Source organism: Arthrobacter sp. 05L417, assembly GCF_056397865.1.
The window spans coordinates 42,904-55,833 of the sequence record NZ_JBFTOG010000008.1 but is presented as its reverse complement, the minus strand read 5'-3'; the positions used below and the strand labels follow the sequence as shown (position 1 = coordinate 55,833).

General features: G+C 63.9%; 11 protein-coding genes. 7 read left to right on the top strand and 4 right to left on the bottom strand.

What is annotated here, in order from left to right; all coding sequences use genetic code 11:
• Positions 1-8 precede the first annotated feature (8 nt).
• The 3 genes from AC1DJW_RS08875 to AC1DJW_RS08865 all read left to right on the top strand — a co-directional run bounded on the left by AC1DJW_RS08875 (position 9) and on the right by AC1DJW_RS08865 (position 3,021).
• Positions 9-1,703: a bifunctional 3'-5' exonuclease/DNA polymerase gene (locus AC1DJW_RS08875; protein ID WP_476901168.1), complete on the top strand. Its 1,695-nt coding sequence runs from the start codon at positions 9-11 to the stop codon at positions 1,701-1,703.
• Positions 1,704-1,747: 44 nt separating this feature from the next.
• Positions 1,748-2,611 (top strand): CHAD domain-containing protein, encoded by an 864-nt coding sequence (locus AC1DJW_RS08870; RefSeq protein WP_476901167.1) that lies wholly within the window; start codon positions 1,748-1,750, stop codon positions 2,609-2,611.
• Between the two features lie 131 nt (positions 2,612-2,742).
• Positions 2,743-3,021 (top strand): YegP family protein, encoded by a 279-nt coding sequence (locus AC1DJW_RS08865; RefSeq protein WP_350225159.1) that lies wholly within the window; start codon positions 2,743-2,745, stop codon positions 3,019-3,021.
• 70 nt (positions 3,022-3,091) lie between these two features.
• Here AC1DJW_RS08865 and AC1DJW_RS08860 read toward each other — a convergent pair whose 3' ends face one another.
• The 4 genes from AC1DJW_RS08860 to AC1DJW_RS08845 form a co-directional block, all read right to left on the bottom strand.
• A complete protein-coding gene (locus tag AC1DJW_RS08860) occupies positions 3,092-3,772 on the bottom strand; it encodes an NUDIX hydrolase (RefSeq protein WP_284754096.1) in 681 nt (226 codons plus the stop codon).
• Complete coding sequence (gene nth, locus AC1DJW_RS08855) at positions 3,769-4,560, bottom strand: endonuclease III (RefSeq protein WP_476901166.1); 792 nt, start codon at positions 4,558-4,560, stop codon at positions 3,769-3,771. The genes AC1DJW_RS08860 and nth overlap by 4 nt, the downstream gene beginning before the upstream one ends.
• 11 nt (positions 4,561-4,571) lie before the next feature.
• Positions 4,572-5,768: a hypothetical protein gene (locus tag AC1DJW_RS08850; RefSeq protein ID WP_476901165.1), complete on the bottom strand. Its 1,197-nt coding sequence runs from the start codon at positions 5,766-5,768 to the stop codon at positions 4,572-4,574.
• A gap of 233 nt (positions 5,769-6,001) precedes the next feature.
• Positions 6,002-6,769 (bottom strand): TM2 domain-containing protein, encoded by a 768-nt coding sequence (locus AC1DJW_RS08845; protein WP_476901164.1) that lies wholly within the window; start codon positions 6,767-6,769, stop codon positions 6,002-6,004.
• Between the two features lie 671 nt (positions 6,770-7,440).
• Between AC1DJW_RS08845 and acs the strand changes: the two genes are divergently transcribed.
• From acs to AC1DJW_RS08825, 4 genes are all read left to right on the top strand, one after another.
• On the top strand, positions 7,441-9,486 hold the full coding sequence (gene acs / locus AC1DJW_RS08840; protein ID WP_476901163.1) for an acetate--CoA ligase: 2,046 nt from the start codon (positions 7,441-7,443) through the stop codon (positions 9,484-9,486).
• Positions 9,487-9,685: 199 nt separating this feature from the next.
• A complete protein-coding gene (locus AC1DJW_RS08835; RefSeq protein ID WP_284754102.1) occupies positions 9,686-11,002 on the top strand; it encodes an ABC transporter substrate-binding protein in 1,317 nt (438 codons plus the stop codon).
• Between the two features lie 14 nt (positions 11,003-11,016).
• Positions 11,017-12,021, top strand: coding sequence for a carbohydrate ABC transporter permease (locus tag AC1DJW_RS08830; RefSeq protein ID WP_476901162.1), 1,005 nt, complete (start codon positions 11,017-11,019; stop codon positions 12,019-12,021).
• A complete protein-coding gene (locus AC1DJW_RS08825) occupies positions 12,018-12,929 on the top strand; it encodes a carbohydrate ABC transporter permease (RefSeq protein ID WP_284754105.1) in 912 nt (303 codons plus the stop codon). The genes AC1DJW_RS08830 and AC1DJW_RS08825 overlap by 4 nt, the downstream gene beginning before the upstream one ends.
• Position 12,930 lies beyond the last annotated feature (1 nt).

Genomic DNA, 12,930 nt, shown 5'->3' with positions numbered 1-12,930 from the left:
TTGTCAGCATGTACCTGCTGCTCGCCGCCCATCCAGACGGCGCAGCCATTCAGGAAATCAACGCTGCCGGAGTAGCCCGGGCAGAACCGCGCGTCGTACGAAAGGCCGATCTCGCCGGCGTCGTAAGCGTCTTGGAGAAGGGCCGTCCGCGCTGGGTCTGGAACCGGACCCAGGATTGGTACCCGGCGATGCTCCAGGCCGGGGTGGAGCTGGAACGTTGCCATGACCTCACGCTCTGCCGCGCCATCCTGGTCCATTCTGAGTTCACGGCCCACACGGACTATGCCCGCAGCGCGGAAAAGCTCACGCAGGACGATGAAATGCCGGTTCCGCCGCGGGTCCTCCAGCCTCCCCCTCCGCCCGCCGAGCAGGACGCACTGTTCGACGAGCTTGTCCCGCGCAGCACCCAGCCAAGCCTGAACGAGATCCGGGCTGAGTTCGCGGCCCAGCAACACGCGCTCGGCCAGGCCTCAAGGGAAGAAGGCCGGCAGCACCGCCTTAAACTGCTGCTGGCTGCGGAATCCGCCGGCGCCATGATTGCCGCCGAAATGCAGTTCACGGGTGTGCCCTGGCAGGAGACTTTGCACGAAGAAATCCTGGAAGGCCACCTGGGTCCCCGGCCTCCAACTGGCCACCGGCCAGCCAGGCTGGAGGCGCTCTGCAACGAGCTTCGAGGGATTCTCCACTCTCCGAAGCTGAATCCGGATTCACCCCAGGACCTCATGCGAGCCCTACACCGGAACGGCATCGAAGTAAAAACCACGCGCCAGTGGGAACTCAAGGAATCGAAGCATGCGGCCATCGAGCCACTGCTGGAGTACAAGAAGCTCTCCCGCTTGTTCGCTGCGAACGGCTGGTCGTGGCTGGACGCGTGGGTGAGCGAAGGGCGGTTCCGCCCCGAATACGTGGTGGGGGGCGTGGTTTCCGGCCGTTGGGCGTCGAGGGGAGGCGGGGCGTTGCAGATCCCTCGCCAGATCCGGGGCGCGGTGCATGCCGATCCGGGGCACAAATTGATCGTCGCGGACGCGTCCCAGCTCGAGCCCCGGGTTCTGGTGGCGCTGGCGCAGGACTCGAAGATGGCCGAAGCTGCGCGGGACGAGGATTTGTACGCCGGCATCGCCGCACAGGGCTTCGGTGGCGATCGCTCGAAGGCCAAGATCGCCTTGCTGGGCGCAATTTACGGTGCTACCACAGGCGAATCCGGGCGCCTCATGCCACAGCTGACCAGGACTTATCCCCGGGCGGTCGGCTTCGTCGAACAGGCAGCCCGCGACGGCGAAGGCGGCCGCACCGTAACCTCAAGGTTGGGCCGCAGCAGCCCGCCGCCGTCGGAACGCTGGATCCGCAGCCAGCAATCCACGACGGCGGAAGAACAGCGGCGCGCGGACAGCATCGCCCGCTCGCGCGGGCGTTTCACGCGGAACTTTGTGGTGCAGGGTTCCGCGGCGGACTGGGCGTCGTGCTGGCTCGCCGAACTTCGACGGCGGCTGCGCACCGCGCGTGCCGACGGCCTGCCTGCCGGGGAACTTGTGTTCTTCCTGCACGACGAAGTCATGGTCCACGCGCCCACAGAGTCGGTTGAAACGTGCATCAAGGCCATCGAGGAGGCCGCGGCCGCCGCGAAGGAACTGTTGTTCGGGCGGATTCCGGTGGAATTTCCGGTGAGCATCGCCGTCGTCGATTCTTACGACAAAGCCAAGTAAGAGGCACTATTGCCCCGGGGGCAACAGCAGAGGACGATTGCCCCGTGGGAAACAAGGGCCAGGCACCACTGGCTGAATATATCGCCTTCCAACTGACCGAGCTGGAAGGACAATTGCCGCTGATTGAAGCGGCCGATCCGGAAGCCGTACACAACGCCAGGCTTGCCCTTCGCCGGCTCCGTTCAGTCCTCAGCTGCTATCGCGGCATGATCCCTAAACTTCCCCGGCCGGCCAGCGAGGAAGTCCGTTGGCTCGCAACTTCACTCGGCGAGTCCAGGGATGCATATGTCCTGGCGCAGAGGATACGGCTATCGCTCGACACAAAGGATTCATGGAAAAGCCCCGAAGCCGTGCGCCAGGCCGTGGAGGAACTGGAAGCGTCCAGCGCCCGGCTGGCCGCTGCCCTTGGCGGGCACAAGCGCAGCAAGCGCACGGTGCGGGCCGCAAGGGCAGCGCTGTTGGAAGTCCCTGCCGGCAGGGAATACAAACACCCGACGGCGGACCTTGCGGAGCGCCTCCAGGCCCGGTGGGAGCGGTTGCAGCACAGCATCGCGGAGCAGGCAGGCAGCAGCGACCCGGAGGTCCGCAACGCTGCGCTCCACCAAGCACGCAAGGACGTCAAGTGCCTCCGTTACTCAGTGGAGGCAGTCGCGGACGCCTTCAGCCATCACGCTTCCGGGGTGATCCAGCCGGCGATCGGCCTGCAACGGTTGTTGGGCGAGCAACATGACGCTGTCGTGGCTGGCGAATGGATCAGGGAACTGGCAAAAAACCCAGGCATTGACTCCGAAGACGCCCAAAGGCTGGAATCGATGGAAGTCCGGCGGCGACTCAACGCCGAAGAAGAGTTCCGGATGGCGATCGCCGAATACCCCGTGCCGGCGCCGAGGCGCGCACTGATCTTTTGAAGCCCGGAACCATAACCTCCAGCGGGGCCGAAAGCTAGTCATATGGCGGAAACGAACCCGGCATGACTCAGGCAAGTAATGTACCCCGAAGTAACTTCAGCACTCCCCTTCCTTCTGGATAGTCTCTCCTTATGGCGTTCGAAGTGAGAAGCGCCACAGTGCAAAGACGCGCTCACTGTGCGGGCAGTATTCAAGGGGGAACAGCAACGATGGCTGGACGATTCGAAATTCTCAGAGACGGCGAAGATGGCTACCGGTTTCGGCTGACGGCTTCCGATGGAACCCTGGTGGCGGAATCGCCGCGGTTCAAACACCTGAAAGCCGTAGTGGCGGGGATCAACGCCGTGCGGGAAAATGCCGCCACGGGCATCGTCGTGGATCACTCAAAACCTGCCCGACGCGCAGCGTAGTGGGCCGGGCGGGGCCCGGAGCAACGGCCCGCAGTGTTCCCGGGTGGGGCGGCACGCCTGCAGCGGGAAGCTAGATTTCGATCTCAAGCAGCCGTTCCGTGTCCCACGGAACAGTCCAGCCCAAAGCATCGAACAGGCCGCTGAGCACCATCCCGGTGAAACCCCAGACGACTAGTCCGTTGACCTGGAAGACGGGGCTTGAAAAGGTCCGTCCGAGTCGCGTGAGCGTCCCGGTGTATCGGTTGTCGGGATCCAAGAGGTCCCGCACCGGGACACGGAACACTTGAGCGGACTCAGCGTAGTCCACCACCCTCACAGGCGAGGGCGACGCCCACCATGCCAAGACCGGGGTGACCACGAAATTACTGCGGATCAGGCCTAGTTCCGGCATGACACCCAGCACCTGCACGCCCCCGCTGTCCAGACCGGTCTCCTCGACTGCTTCCCGGATGGCTGCAGCGACGGCCGATTCATCCCCGGGATCGATACTTCCGCCGGGGAACGCCACCTGTCCCGGATGGTCGTCCAAGGTGTGGGCGCGTTCCAGAAGCAACACATCCAAATCCGCCGGGGCCACCGGTTTCCCTGATTGGGCGGGGACGTCGTCCAAGACGCCGAAGAGCATGAGCACGGCCGCTTTTCGCGCCTTGTCCGGATCTATAGTCGCGGCCGCAATCCGCGGATCAGGGCCCGGATGCAGCCCGGAATCAATCCTTGTAATGAGACTGACGAGGTCCTCGAGCGCGGTCATCCCGGTCTCCTTTGCGATTCCATCCGAATCTCCACCGCGCGATGAGTCTCGGCAAGCAGCTTTGCGAGAAGCGCTTCGTTGCCCGGCGCCAGTTCGTATTTAAGCAACTTGGCCGCTTTGACGGGGTCCTTTTCGCCTTCGCCGTAACTCGGGCACCAATTGGCCACGGCACACGCTCCGCACGCTGGCCGGCGCGCATGGCAAACCCTGCGGCCATGGAAAACCACACGATGGGACAGCATGGTCCAGTCCCGGGGCTCGAACAGCTCCGCGACATCGAACTCGATCTTCACCGGATCCTCGGACGTCGTCCAGCCAAATCGGCGCGCCAGCCTGCCAAAGTGCGTGTCCACAGTGATTCCAGGGACGCCGAACGCGTTGCCCAGCACCACATTTGCCGTTTTTCGCCCGACGCCGGGAAGCGTCACCAGGTCTTCCAGCCTGCCGGGAACCTCGCCGTCGAACTCGTCCACCAAGCGTGTGCTGAGCGCCAGGACGTTCTTCGCCTTGGCACGGAAGAAGCCGGTGGGCTGCAGGATCGCCTCCAGCTCGGCAAGCTCGGCCTCGGCCATGCTCCGGGCATCCGGATAGCGCGCGAACAGGATCTTGGTGACCTGGTTGACCAGCACATCCGTGGTCTGGGCGGACAGCACCGTGGCCACCACCAGCTCGAACGGGTTCCGGAAATCAAGCTCAGCGTGGGCGTAGGGATAGAGCTCAGCGAGCGCCTTGTTGATTTTGCGCGCGCGCCGCTTCAAAGCCAGCGGGGTTTCGACGACGGTGTCCACGGCCGGCCTGGTTAGCCGCGTTCGATGTGGCTGAGATCGCGCAGGACGCCCACTTTGCCATCAGTATCCTGGACGAGGAATTCCTCGCCGCGGTCTTCGAGTGCCAGGACCCACGCGCCCGGTTCGATGGTGAAGGCGGGCATCCGGGTGTGCTCGTCGACAACGACGCGGGGGTGGGCCACTGCGAACCAGAATGCCTCGTACCCGGAGTCGTGCCCGGATTCGTCCCTTCGCGTGGCTGGGTCAACGGTGGCGCCGATGGGCTCGTGCACCCGGGGCTGGTTGACCGTGCCGATGTGCTGGGTGGCGGGCCCGGTGCCGGCGTCTGGGCCGCCGACAATGGGCGTAGCCATGGTGGCGGCGGGCATGTGCTTGGGCTCCTCGGGCGTGGGCGCCTGCGCTTCCCGTGCGCCGTCGGCAACTGCCGCCTCTGCGGATTCGGCAGGTACGACGGCGGCGGCTTCGGTGGCGGGGCCTTCAGTGGCGGCGGAAGGAGTCTCTGCCGGTGCTGCGGTGGTTGCTGCCGGAGCCCAGTGGGCGGGAGCTTCGGGCATGGAAGTTGCAGGCCCGGAAGCAGCGACCGCAGTTTCCGGCCTCGGCGCGACCGGCTCAGGCTTGGCCGGCTTCGGCGCGGCAGGCTTGCGCGTTGGAATGGCCGACTCGCGGGCCACAACGTGCGCGGGCTGTTCGGCCCGGTCCTTGAAGTCGTCGCGGAGGAGGGGCAAGTGGGGAGCCAGGACCGTCGCAGCCAGAAGACCTACCGAGCCAATGAGTACGACGAGCACGAAAACGGTAAACGCGCCTGCTGCGGACAGGAAGAACAGGGTCACGGCGAACGACGCCACGACGGACGCGAACTGGTCAGTCGAAAGGGAGCCGATTCGCACAATGTTCCCCGGCTGCAGGCGGCGGGCAACGAACAAAGCGGCAACAACGAGGGGAAGAATGATGCCCAGCGCCAGGAAGAAAAGGTTATCGAGGTTCCACAGGTTGTAGCGCCCGCCAAACATCGGCAGGAGGGACCCCACAAACATCAGCAAGGTGGAACCGAAAACGGTCACGTCCCGGATGGTGAACGGACCCAGTACGGCTTGGTACTTCGGGGAGGTCACGCTGCCGGGCTGTGGCGCCACGGATCCAGTTGCTGCTTCGGGGGCCGATCCGGGCGTCTGCGCGCCGTTCTTCGGACCTAGGCTCGTCTGGTTCATGTGCAAATCTCCTTAGTACGGCGGTGTTCCGGACGCTGCCGCTCAAGGCTGCACCCAGTATTTTCCGGGCCGGACCGGGCGGCAAGTTTTCGCGTCTCGAGACCTCTTCAGCCTATGCCACCCGTCTGACAGTCCACTAGTTGAAGCCATTACGAAAGCTGGATGCGAACGGGTGAAAAGCAGAATGGCTCCGCACGGGTGACCCGTGCGGAGCCATAGTGCAACTTCCAAAGCTACTGCGGGGTCACCTGGAGACGCGCAGCCTCCTGCAGAAGCGGTGTCGTGATGATCACAGTCGATGTGCCCGGCGCGATGTCGAAAGCGACGTTGCCGCGAGCCTTGTCGCCGGGGAGGACAACGCCGGAGCCAAGTGCGCCGTCGACAAACATCTCAACGTCGCCCTTGCGGCCGTCCGCATCCTTCGCCTCAAAGTACAACGGGTTCGAGGAGGTCTTGCCCTTCTCGGTCTCCCACAGAACATCGAGGATCAGGTAACCGCCATTTTTGGCGGGCGCGTTCAGGGTCGCGTTCGCCGTCGCCGAGTACTTGGCCGAAACGATAGTCACCTTGGCAACGTTGCCATCGCCCATATCGACGGACATCGGCTGGCCGACTGCATATCCGGCAGGTGCCGCGGCGGTCGTAGCCCCGGGGTTCGAGGCAGCGGATGCGGCCGGAACGACAGCGGTAGACCCGCTCGGCGTGGTGGAGGCACCGACTCTGGCAATGTTGAAGACGACGCTCAAGAGAATCAACGCCAAGGTCACGATCAAGGCCACCGTCTTGTGCTTCTCGTAGCCAGCCAGCTTGTAGCCCTGTTTGTCGGTCTGCTTGTTCGTCAGAAGCAGGATCAGGTCAATCAGTGACCAAATACCCAAACCACCAAGCGTGACCAACTTCAGAATGCCTGTGCCGATCTTGCCCAAGTAGAACCGGTCAACGCCGAGTCCGCCAAGGAGAACTGCCAATAGCCAAGCTGTCAGGAATGACTTGTTACCCACAAACTGTCCACCGGGAACCGCGCCAGGGTAACCGACTGGTGCTGCCTGATACCCAGGGTAACCGGCAGGTGCGCCCTGATACCCCGGATACTGACCAGATGTCTGTGCGGGTCCTCCCGCGTATGGTCCGGGTTGTGGTGAGCCGGGGGCTGGATATCCGGCGGGAGGCCCTACAGGAGGGGTGTTCTGACTCATGGGGATTCCTTTCGATAGGCGCGACCTTGCGCCTTGCGGAAAAGTGTGAAGCGGGTGTTCCGCGGCAGTGTTAGCCGTTGCGGACGATGAATGGGATCCCGTTGCGGGACGCGGCGTAGGCGGCTCTGTGCTCTATGGCGGGCTCATGTGGTGCTCGCTTCCCCCAAGAAATGAGTGGCTTTAGCCGCCCAACAAGCAAAGGCTACTTAGTGACCGACTTCGTGTCCACCAAATTTGTTAATCAGGGCCGAGGTCAAGAGCCTTCGCCGCCGTTCGGCGCGAATCACCCGCCGCTCACGGTCCGGATTGTGACCGCGGACACCTGTTGTCGGCTCAAAACGCTAAGGTGGGTTCCGGAAAAGCTCTTTGCGGAACCCCGTGAGGCGCCGCAGCCCAACGTCGTGCAAGATTGGCAGGTGGGGCGGCCCCGCTACGGGACAACCGCGCGGCAGAGATCGATGAATGATGAGGTTCACATGTCCCAGGACGCCAATGGATCGACGACCACCGCTGCACCCGGATCCGACGGGGCAGGCAACGGCGATGCCCTCGAAAATCTTCTCCACGAGAACCGGAAGTTCGCGCCCACCCCTGAGTTCGCGGCCAACGCGGTAGTCGGCGCCGGAGTCTATGCGGAAGCGAATGCGGACCGTCCCGCGTTCTGGGCAAAGCAGGCCCGGGAACTGCTGGACTGGGACACGGACTTCACCCAGGCCCTGGACTGGTCCAACCCGCCGTTCGCGAAGTGGTTCGTCGGCGGCAAGGTCAACGCCGCGTACAACGCCCTGGACCGGCACGTGGAGAACGGGCTCGGGGACCGGGTGGCCATCCACTTCGAAGGCGAACCGGGCGACACCCGTTCCTACACCTACGCGCAGCTCACCGAAGAGGTGAAGAAGGCCGCGAACGCCTTCGAGTCCCTCGGCGTGGCCAAGGGCGACCGGGTGGCCGTGTACCTGCCCATGATCCCCGAAGCCGTCATCACCATGCTGGCCTGTGCCCGGATCGGGGCCGTGCACTCGGTGGTGTTCGGCGGCTTCTCCGCCGACGCCCTGCGCTCGAGGATCGATGACGCCGAGGCCAAGCTCGTGGTCACCGCGGACGGCACGTACCGGCGCGGGAAGCCCAGCCCGCTCAAGCCCGCCGTGGACCAGGCCCTGTCCACAGAAGGCCACACCGTGCAGAACGTCGTGGTGGTCAAGCGCAACGGTCAGGACGTCGACTGGCACGAGGGCCGGGACCAGTGGTGGGAGGACACCGTCGGCGCCGCCTCGGGCGAGCACACCGCCGTCGGGCACGACGCCGAACACCCGCTCTTCATCCTGTACACCTCCGGGACCACCGGCAAGCCCAAGGGCATCCTGCACACCACCGGTGGCTACCTGACCCAGACCGCGTACACCCACAGGGCGGTCTTCGACCTGCACCCCGAGACGGACGTGTTCTGGTGCACCGCCGACGTCGGATGGGTCACCGGCCACTCGTACGTCGCCTACGCCCCGCTGGTCAACGGCGCCACCCAGGTCATGTACGAGGGCACCCCGGATTCCCCGCACCAGGGCCGCTGGTGGGAAATCGTGGAGAAGTACAAGGTCTCCATCCTGTACACCGCCCCCACGGCGATCCGGACGTTCATGAAGTGGGGCCGGGAGATCCCGGGCAAGTACGATCTGTCCTCGATCCGGGTCCTGGGCTCGGTGGGTGAACCCATCAACCCCGAGGCCTGGATGTGGTACCGGGACGTCATCGGCTCCAACGCCGGGAAGAACGGGGAAAAGAAGGAACACCCTGCCCCGATCGTGGACACCTGGTGGCAGACCGAAACCGGCGCCCAGATGATCGCGCCCCTGCCGGGCGTGACCGCGACCAAGCCGGGTTCGGCGCAGGTCCCGCTGCCGGGCATCGCGATCGACGTCGTGGACGAGGCCGGGGAGTCCGTCCCGGACGGGCACGGCGGCTACCTCGTGGTCCGCGAACCCTGGCCCGCGATGCTGCGGGGCATCTGGGGCGACCCGGAACGGTTCAAGGACACCTACTGGTCCCGCTTCGAGGGCATGTACTTCGCCGGGGACGGGGCCAAGAAGGACGAAGACGGAGACGTGTGGCTCCTGGGCCGGGTGGATGACGTCATGAACGTCTCCGGGCACCGGCTCTCCACCACCGAAATCGAATCCGCGCTCGTGTCCCACCCCTGGGTGGCGGAGGCCGCCGTCGTCGGGGCTTCCGACGAAACCACCGGCCAGGCCGTGGTCGCGTTCGTGATCCTGCGTGAATCCGCCCCGTCGGGACAGGACAGCGGCGACGCCACCGTCGCCGAGCTGCGCAACCACGTGGGCAAGGAAATCGGCCCCATCGCCAAACCCAGGCACATCCTCGTGGTCCCCGAACTGCCCAAGACACGCTCCGGCAAGATCATGCGCCGCCTCCTAAAGGACGTCGCAGAAGGCCGCGAAGTGGGCGACGCCACCACCCTCTCCGACCCCACGATCATGGCCCAGATCGCTGAGTCGTTGAAGAAGTAGGCTCTGTCACAATCAAGCCAGGCCCTCAAGGCCGGCCAGGCCAAGGCGGTGGTCCTCCCCAAAGAGGACCGCCGCTTTTGTCTTAAAACCCTCCGTCGCAAGAATGTTATATTTAGTTCTTTCATGTTCTCTTTTGAGCGGTTATAGTCGAGTTCTACGTGAGAAAACTCACAAGCACCACGCTTTCAAGGGAGAGAACATGGCAGCGAATCTTGACCCGTTCCAGTCGGCCCACAATGCTGGCCCTGGACGCCGCACCATCCTGAAAACGCTCGGAATCAGTGCCGCGGGGCTCGCCGGCATTCCGCTGCTGGCTGCTTGCACGGGTGGCTCCGGGCCGGCTCCGGGAGCCTCATCGAGCAGCCTGACCTTCGGCTCCGGTTCCTCGGACGACGTTCCCAAGGCCGCCTACAAAGCCGTCACCGATGCCTTCACCAAGAAGTCCGGCATCACCGTGGCCACCAACGTCGTCCCGCACAACGACTTCCAGAACAAGATCAACTCCTACCTCCAGGGCAGCCCCGACGATGCCTTCACGTGGTTCGCCGGCTACCGCATGCAGTACTACGCGGGCAAGGGCCTGCTGGCTCCCGTGGATGACGTGTGGGCAACCATCGGCAGCAACTTCTCCGACGCCATGAAGAAGGCCTCCACCGGGCCGGACGGCAAGATGTACCTCGTCCCCAACTACAACTACCCCTGGGGCTTCTTCTACCGGAAGAGCTTCTGGGCCGAAAAGGGCTACGCGGTGCCCAAGACGTTCGACGAACTGAAGACCCTGGCGGCCAAGATGAAAACCGACGGCATCATCCCCATCGGCTTCGCGGACAAGGACGGCTGGCCGGCCATGGGCACCTTCGACTACATCAACATGCGCCTCAATGGCTACCAGTTCCACATCGACCTGACCGCCCACAAGGAAAGCTGGGACCAGAAGAAGGTCAGCGACGTCTTCGACACCTGGAAGGCCCTCCTGCCGTTCCAGGACCCCAATGCCCTCGGCCAGACGTGGCAGGACGCGGCCAAGGCCCTCGAAGCCAAGAAGACCGGCATGTACCTGTTGGGTTCCTTCGTGACCCAGCAATTCACGGATCCCGCGGTGCTGGCGGACATCGATTTCTTCCCGTTCCCGGAAATCGCCGTGGAAGGCACCGACGCCGTCGAGGCCCCCATCGACGGGTTGCTCCTGTCCAAGAAGGGCGGCGACAACAAGGCGGCGCACGACTTCCTGGCATTCATGGGATCCGCCGAAGGCCAGAACGCCTATTCAGCCGTGGACACCTCGAACATCGCCACCGTCAAGGGCGCCGACACGTCAAAGTTCACCCCGCTGAACAAGAAGTGCGCGGACACCATCGCCAACGCCAAGTACATCAGCCAGTTCCTGGACCGGGACGCCCTCCCCGCCATGGCCAACAACGTGATGATCCCCGCGCTGCAGTCCTTCATCAAGGACGGCACCGTGGACGTCAAGAACCTTGAAGCGCAGGCCAAGACCCTTTACGCAGCCCAGTAGCTGAAGGAATCCCCATGAGTACTACCGCCGAGAAACCGGCAGCACCGGACAGCGAACCCGGTGCTGCCGGGCGAACCACGGCCGGCAAGAGCCAGCCCGGCACGGGCAGGCGGACCGGCAAAGCAGGCAGGGTCCGCCGCCTTACGCGCCGTGACAAGATCGTCCTCGCGGTCATGGTGGGCGTGCCGACCCTGATCCAGCTCCTGCTGGTCTGGCTGCCCACGCTCTTCTCCATTGCCCTGAGCTTCACCCGCTGGAACGGCCTGGACCTGAAGGACATCAAGGCCGCAGGGACGGACAACTACCGCTACGTGGTCCAGGACTATCCCCCGTTCTGGCCCGCCATCCAACACAACGTTCTATGGCTCGTCTTCCTGGCCCTGATCGCGACACCCCTCGGCCTGCTTCTGGCCGTGCTCCTGGACCAGAAGATCCGCGGCAGCAAGATCTACCAGAGCATCTTCTTCACCCCGGTCATGCTGTCGCTGGCCCTCATCGGCATCATCTGGCAGCTCTTCTACAACCGGGACAGCGGGCTGCTGAACTACCTCCTGGGCACGGCGGGCACACCGCAAGCCGTGGACTGGTTCGGAAATTCGAACGTCAATATCTGGGCGGCCATGGTTGCGGCCACCTGGCGTCACGCGGGCTACGTCATGATCCTGTACTTGGCCGGGCTCAAGGGCGTGGACCCCTCGCTGCGGGAAGCGGCGTCGATCGACGGCGCCAACGCCGCCCAGACGTTCTTCCGCATTGTTTTCCCGGCAATGCGCCCCGTGAACATCGTGATCGTGGTGATCACCATCATCGAATCGCTACGTGCCTTCGACATCGTCTACGTCATCAACCGAGGGACCAACGGCCTTGAATTGATCAGCGCCCTGGTGATCCAGAACCTGATCGGCGAAGGCCAGGTGATCGGCGTCGGCTCGTCCCTCGCGGTCATTCTCCTGGTCATCTCGTTGATCCCCATCGTTTTCTACCTCATCCGCACCTTCGGCAAGGAGAGCAAGGCATGAGCACCCTCGCCAACCCCATCCCAAGCACCGCCGGAGCTGCGGCCGTCACCGTGAACTCGGGCAAGCGCCACTACGGGACCCATATCTTCCTGACCGTCATGGCGATCATGTGGCTGATTCCGCTGGGTTGGTCCTTGTTCACTGCTTTGCGGCCCAAGGCGGACACGGACAAATACGGCTACTTCAGCCTTGGCGGCACCTTCAATTTCGACAACTTCATCACGGCCTGGACCCAAGGCGGATTCTCGAAGTACCTCCTGAACTCGGTAATCATCACCGTCCCGGCGGTGCTGCTGACCCTGTTCTTCGCCTCGATGATGGCATTCGCCGTCTCCAGGGTGAGCTGGAAATTCAACGTCACCCTCCTGATCATGTTCACCGCCGGGAACCTCCTGCCCCCGCAGGTCCTGGCGGCCCCGTTGTTCGAGATGTTCAAACACGTCACGCTGCCCTACTCCTTCAGCGATTCCGGCAACCTGCTCAACACCTACATCTCGGTCATCGCAGTGGACACGGCGTTCCAGATCGGGTTCTGCACGTTCGTGCTTTCCAACTACATGAAGGCCCTCTCCTCCGACCTGACGGAGGCCGCGCTCGTGGACGGCGCCGGGATCTGGCGGCAGTACTGGAACATCATCCTTCCACTGTGCCGGCCCGCCCTCGCCGCGCTCGGAACCCTGGAAGTCATCTTCATCTACAACGATTTCTTCTGGCCGCTGCTCTTCATCCAAAGCGGAAACCGGCTGCCCATCACGACGGCCATCAACAACCTGCAGGGCGAGTTCCTCAGCAACTACAACCTCCTGGCGGCCGGCGCCACCATCACTGTGATACCCACCCTGATCATCTACCTCGTGCTGCAGCGCCAATTCGTGGCCGGTCTCACGCTCGGTTCCAGCAAAGGATAAA

What these genes read in the sequence shown, in the direction of transcription:
- AC1DJW_RS08875 (WP_476901168.1), top strand. Translation starts at nt 9, where the DNA reads ATGTACCTGCTGCTCGCCGCCCATCCAGACGGCGCAGCCATTCAGGAA.
- AC1DJW_RS08865 (WP_350225159.1), top strand. Translation starts at nt 2,743, where the DNA reads ATGGCGTTCGAAGTGAGAAGCGCCACAGTGCAAAGACGCGCTCACTGT.
- AC1DJW_RS08860 (WP_284754096.1), bottom strand. Translation starts at nt 3,772, where the DNA reads ATGACCGCGCTCGAGGACCTCGTCAGTCTCATTACAAGGATTGATTCC.
- AC1DJW_RS08850 (WP_476901165.1), bottom strand. Translation starts at nt 5,768, where the DNA reads ATGAACCAGACGAGCCTAGGTCCGAAGAACGGCGCGCAGACGCCCGGA.
- acs (WP_476901163.1), top strand. Translation starts at nt 7,441, where the DNA reads ATGTCCCAGGACGCCAATGGATCGACGACCACCGCTGCACCCGGATCC.
- AC1DJW_RS08835 (WP_284754102.1), top strand. Translation starts at nt 9,686, where the DNA reads ATGGCAGCGAATCTTGACCCGTTCCAGTCGGCCCACAATGCTGGCCCT.
- AC1DJW_RS08830 (WP_476901162.1), top strand. Translation starts at nt 11,017, where the DNA reads ATGAGTACTACCGCCGAGAAACCGGCAGCACCGGACAGCGAACCCGGT.
- AC1DJW_RS08825 (WP_284754105.1), top strand. Translation starts at nt 12,018, where the DNA reads ATGAGCACCCTCGCCAACCCCATCCCAAGCACCGCCGGAGCTGCGGCC.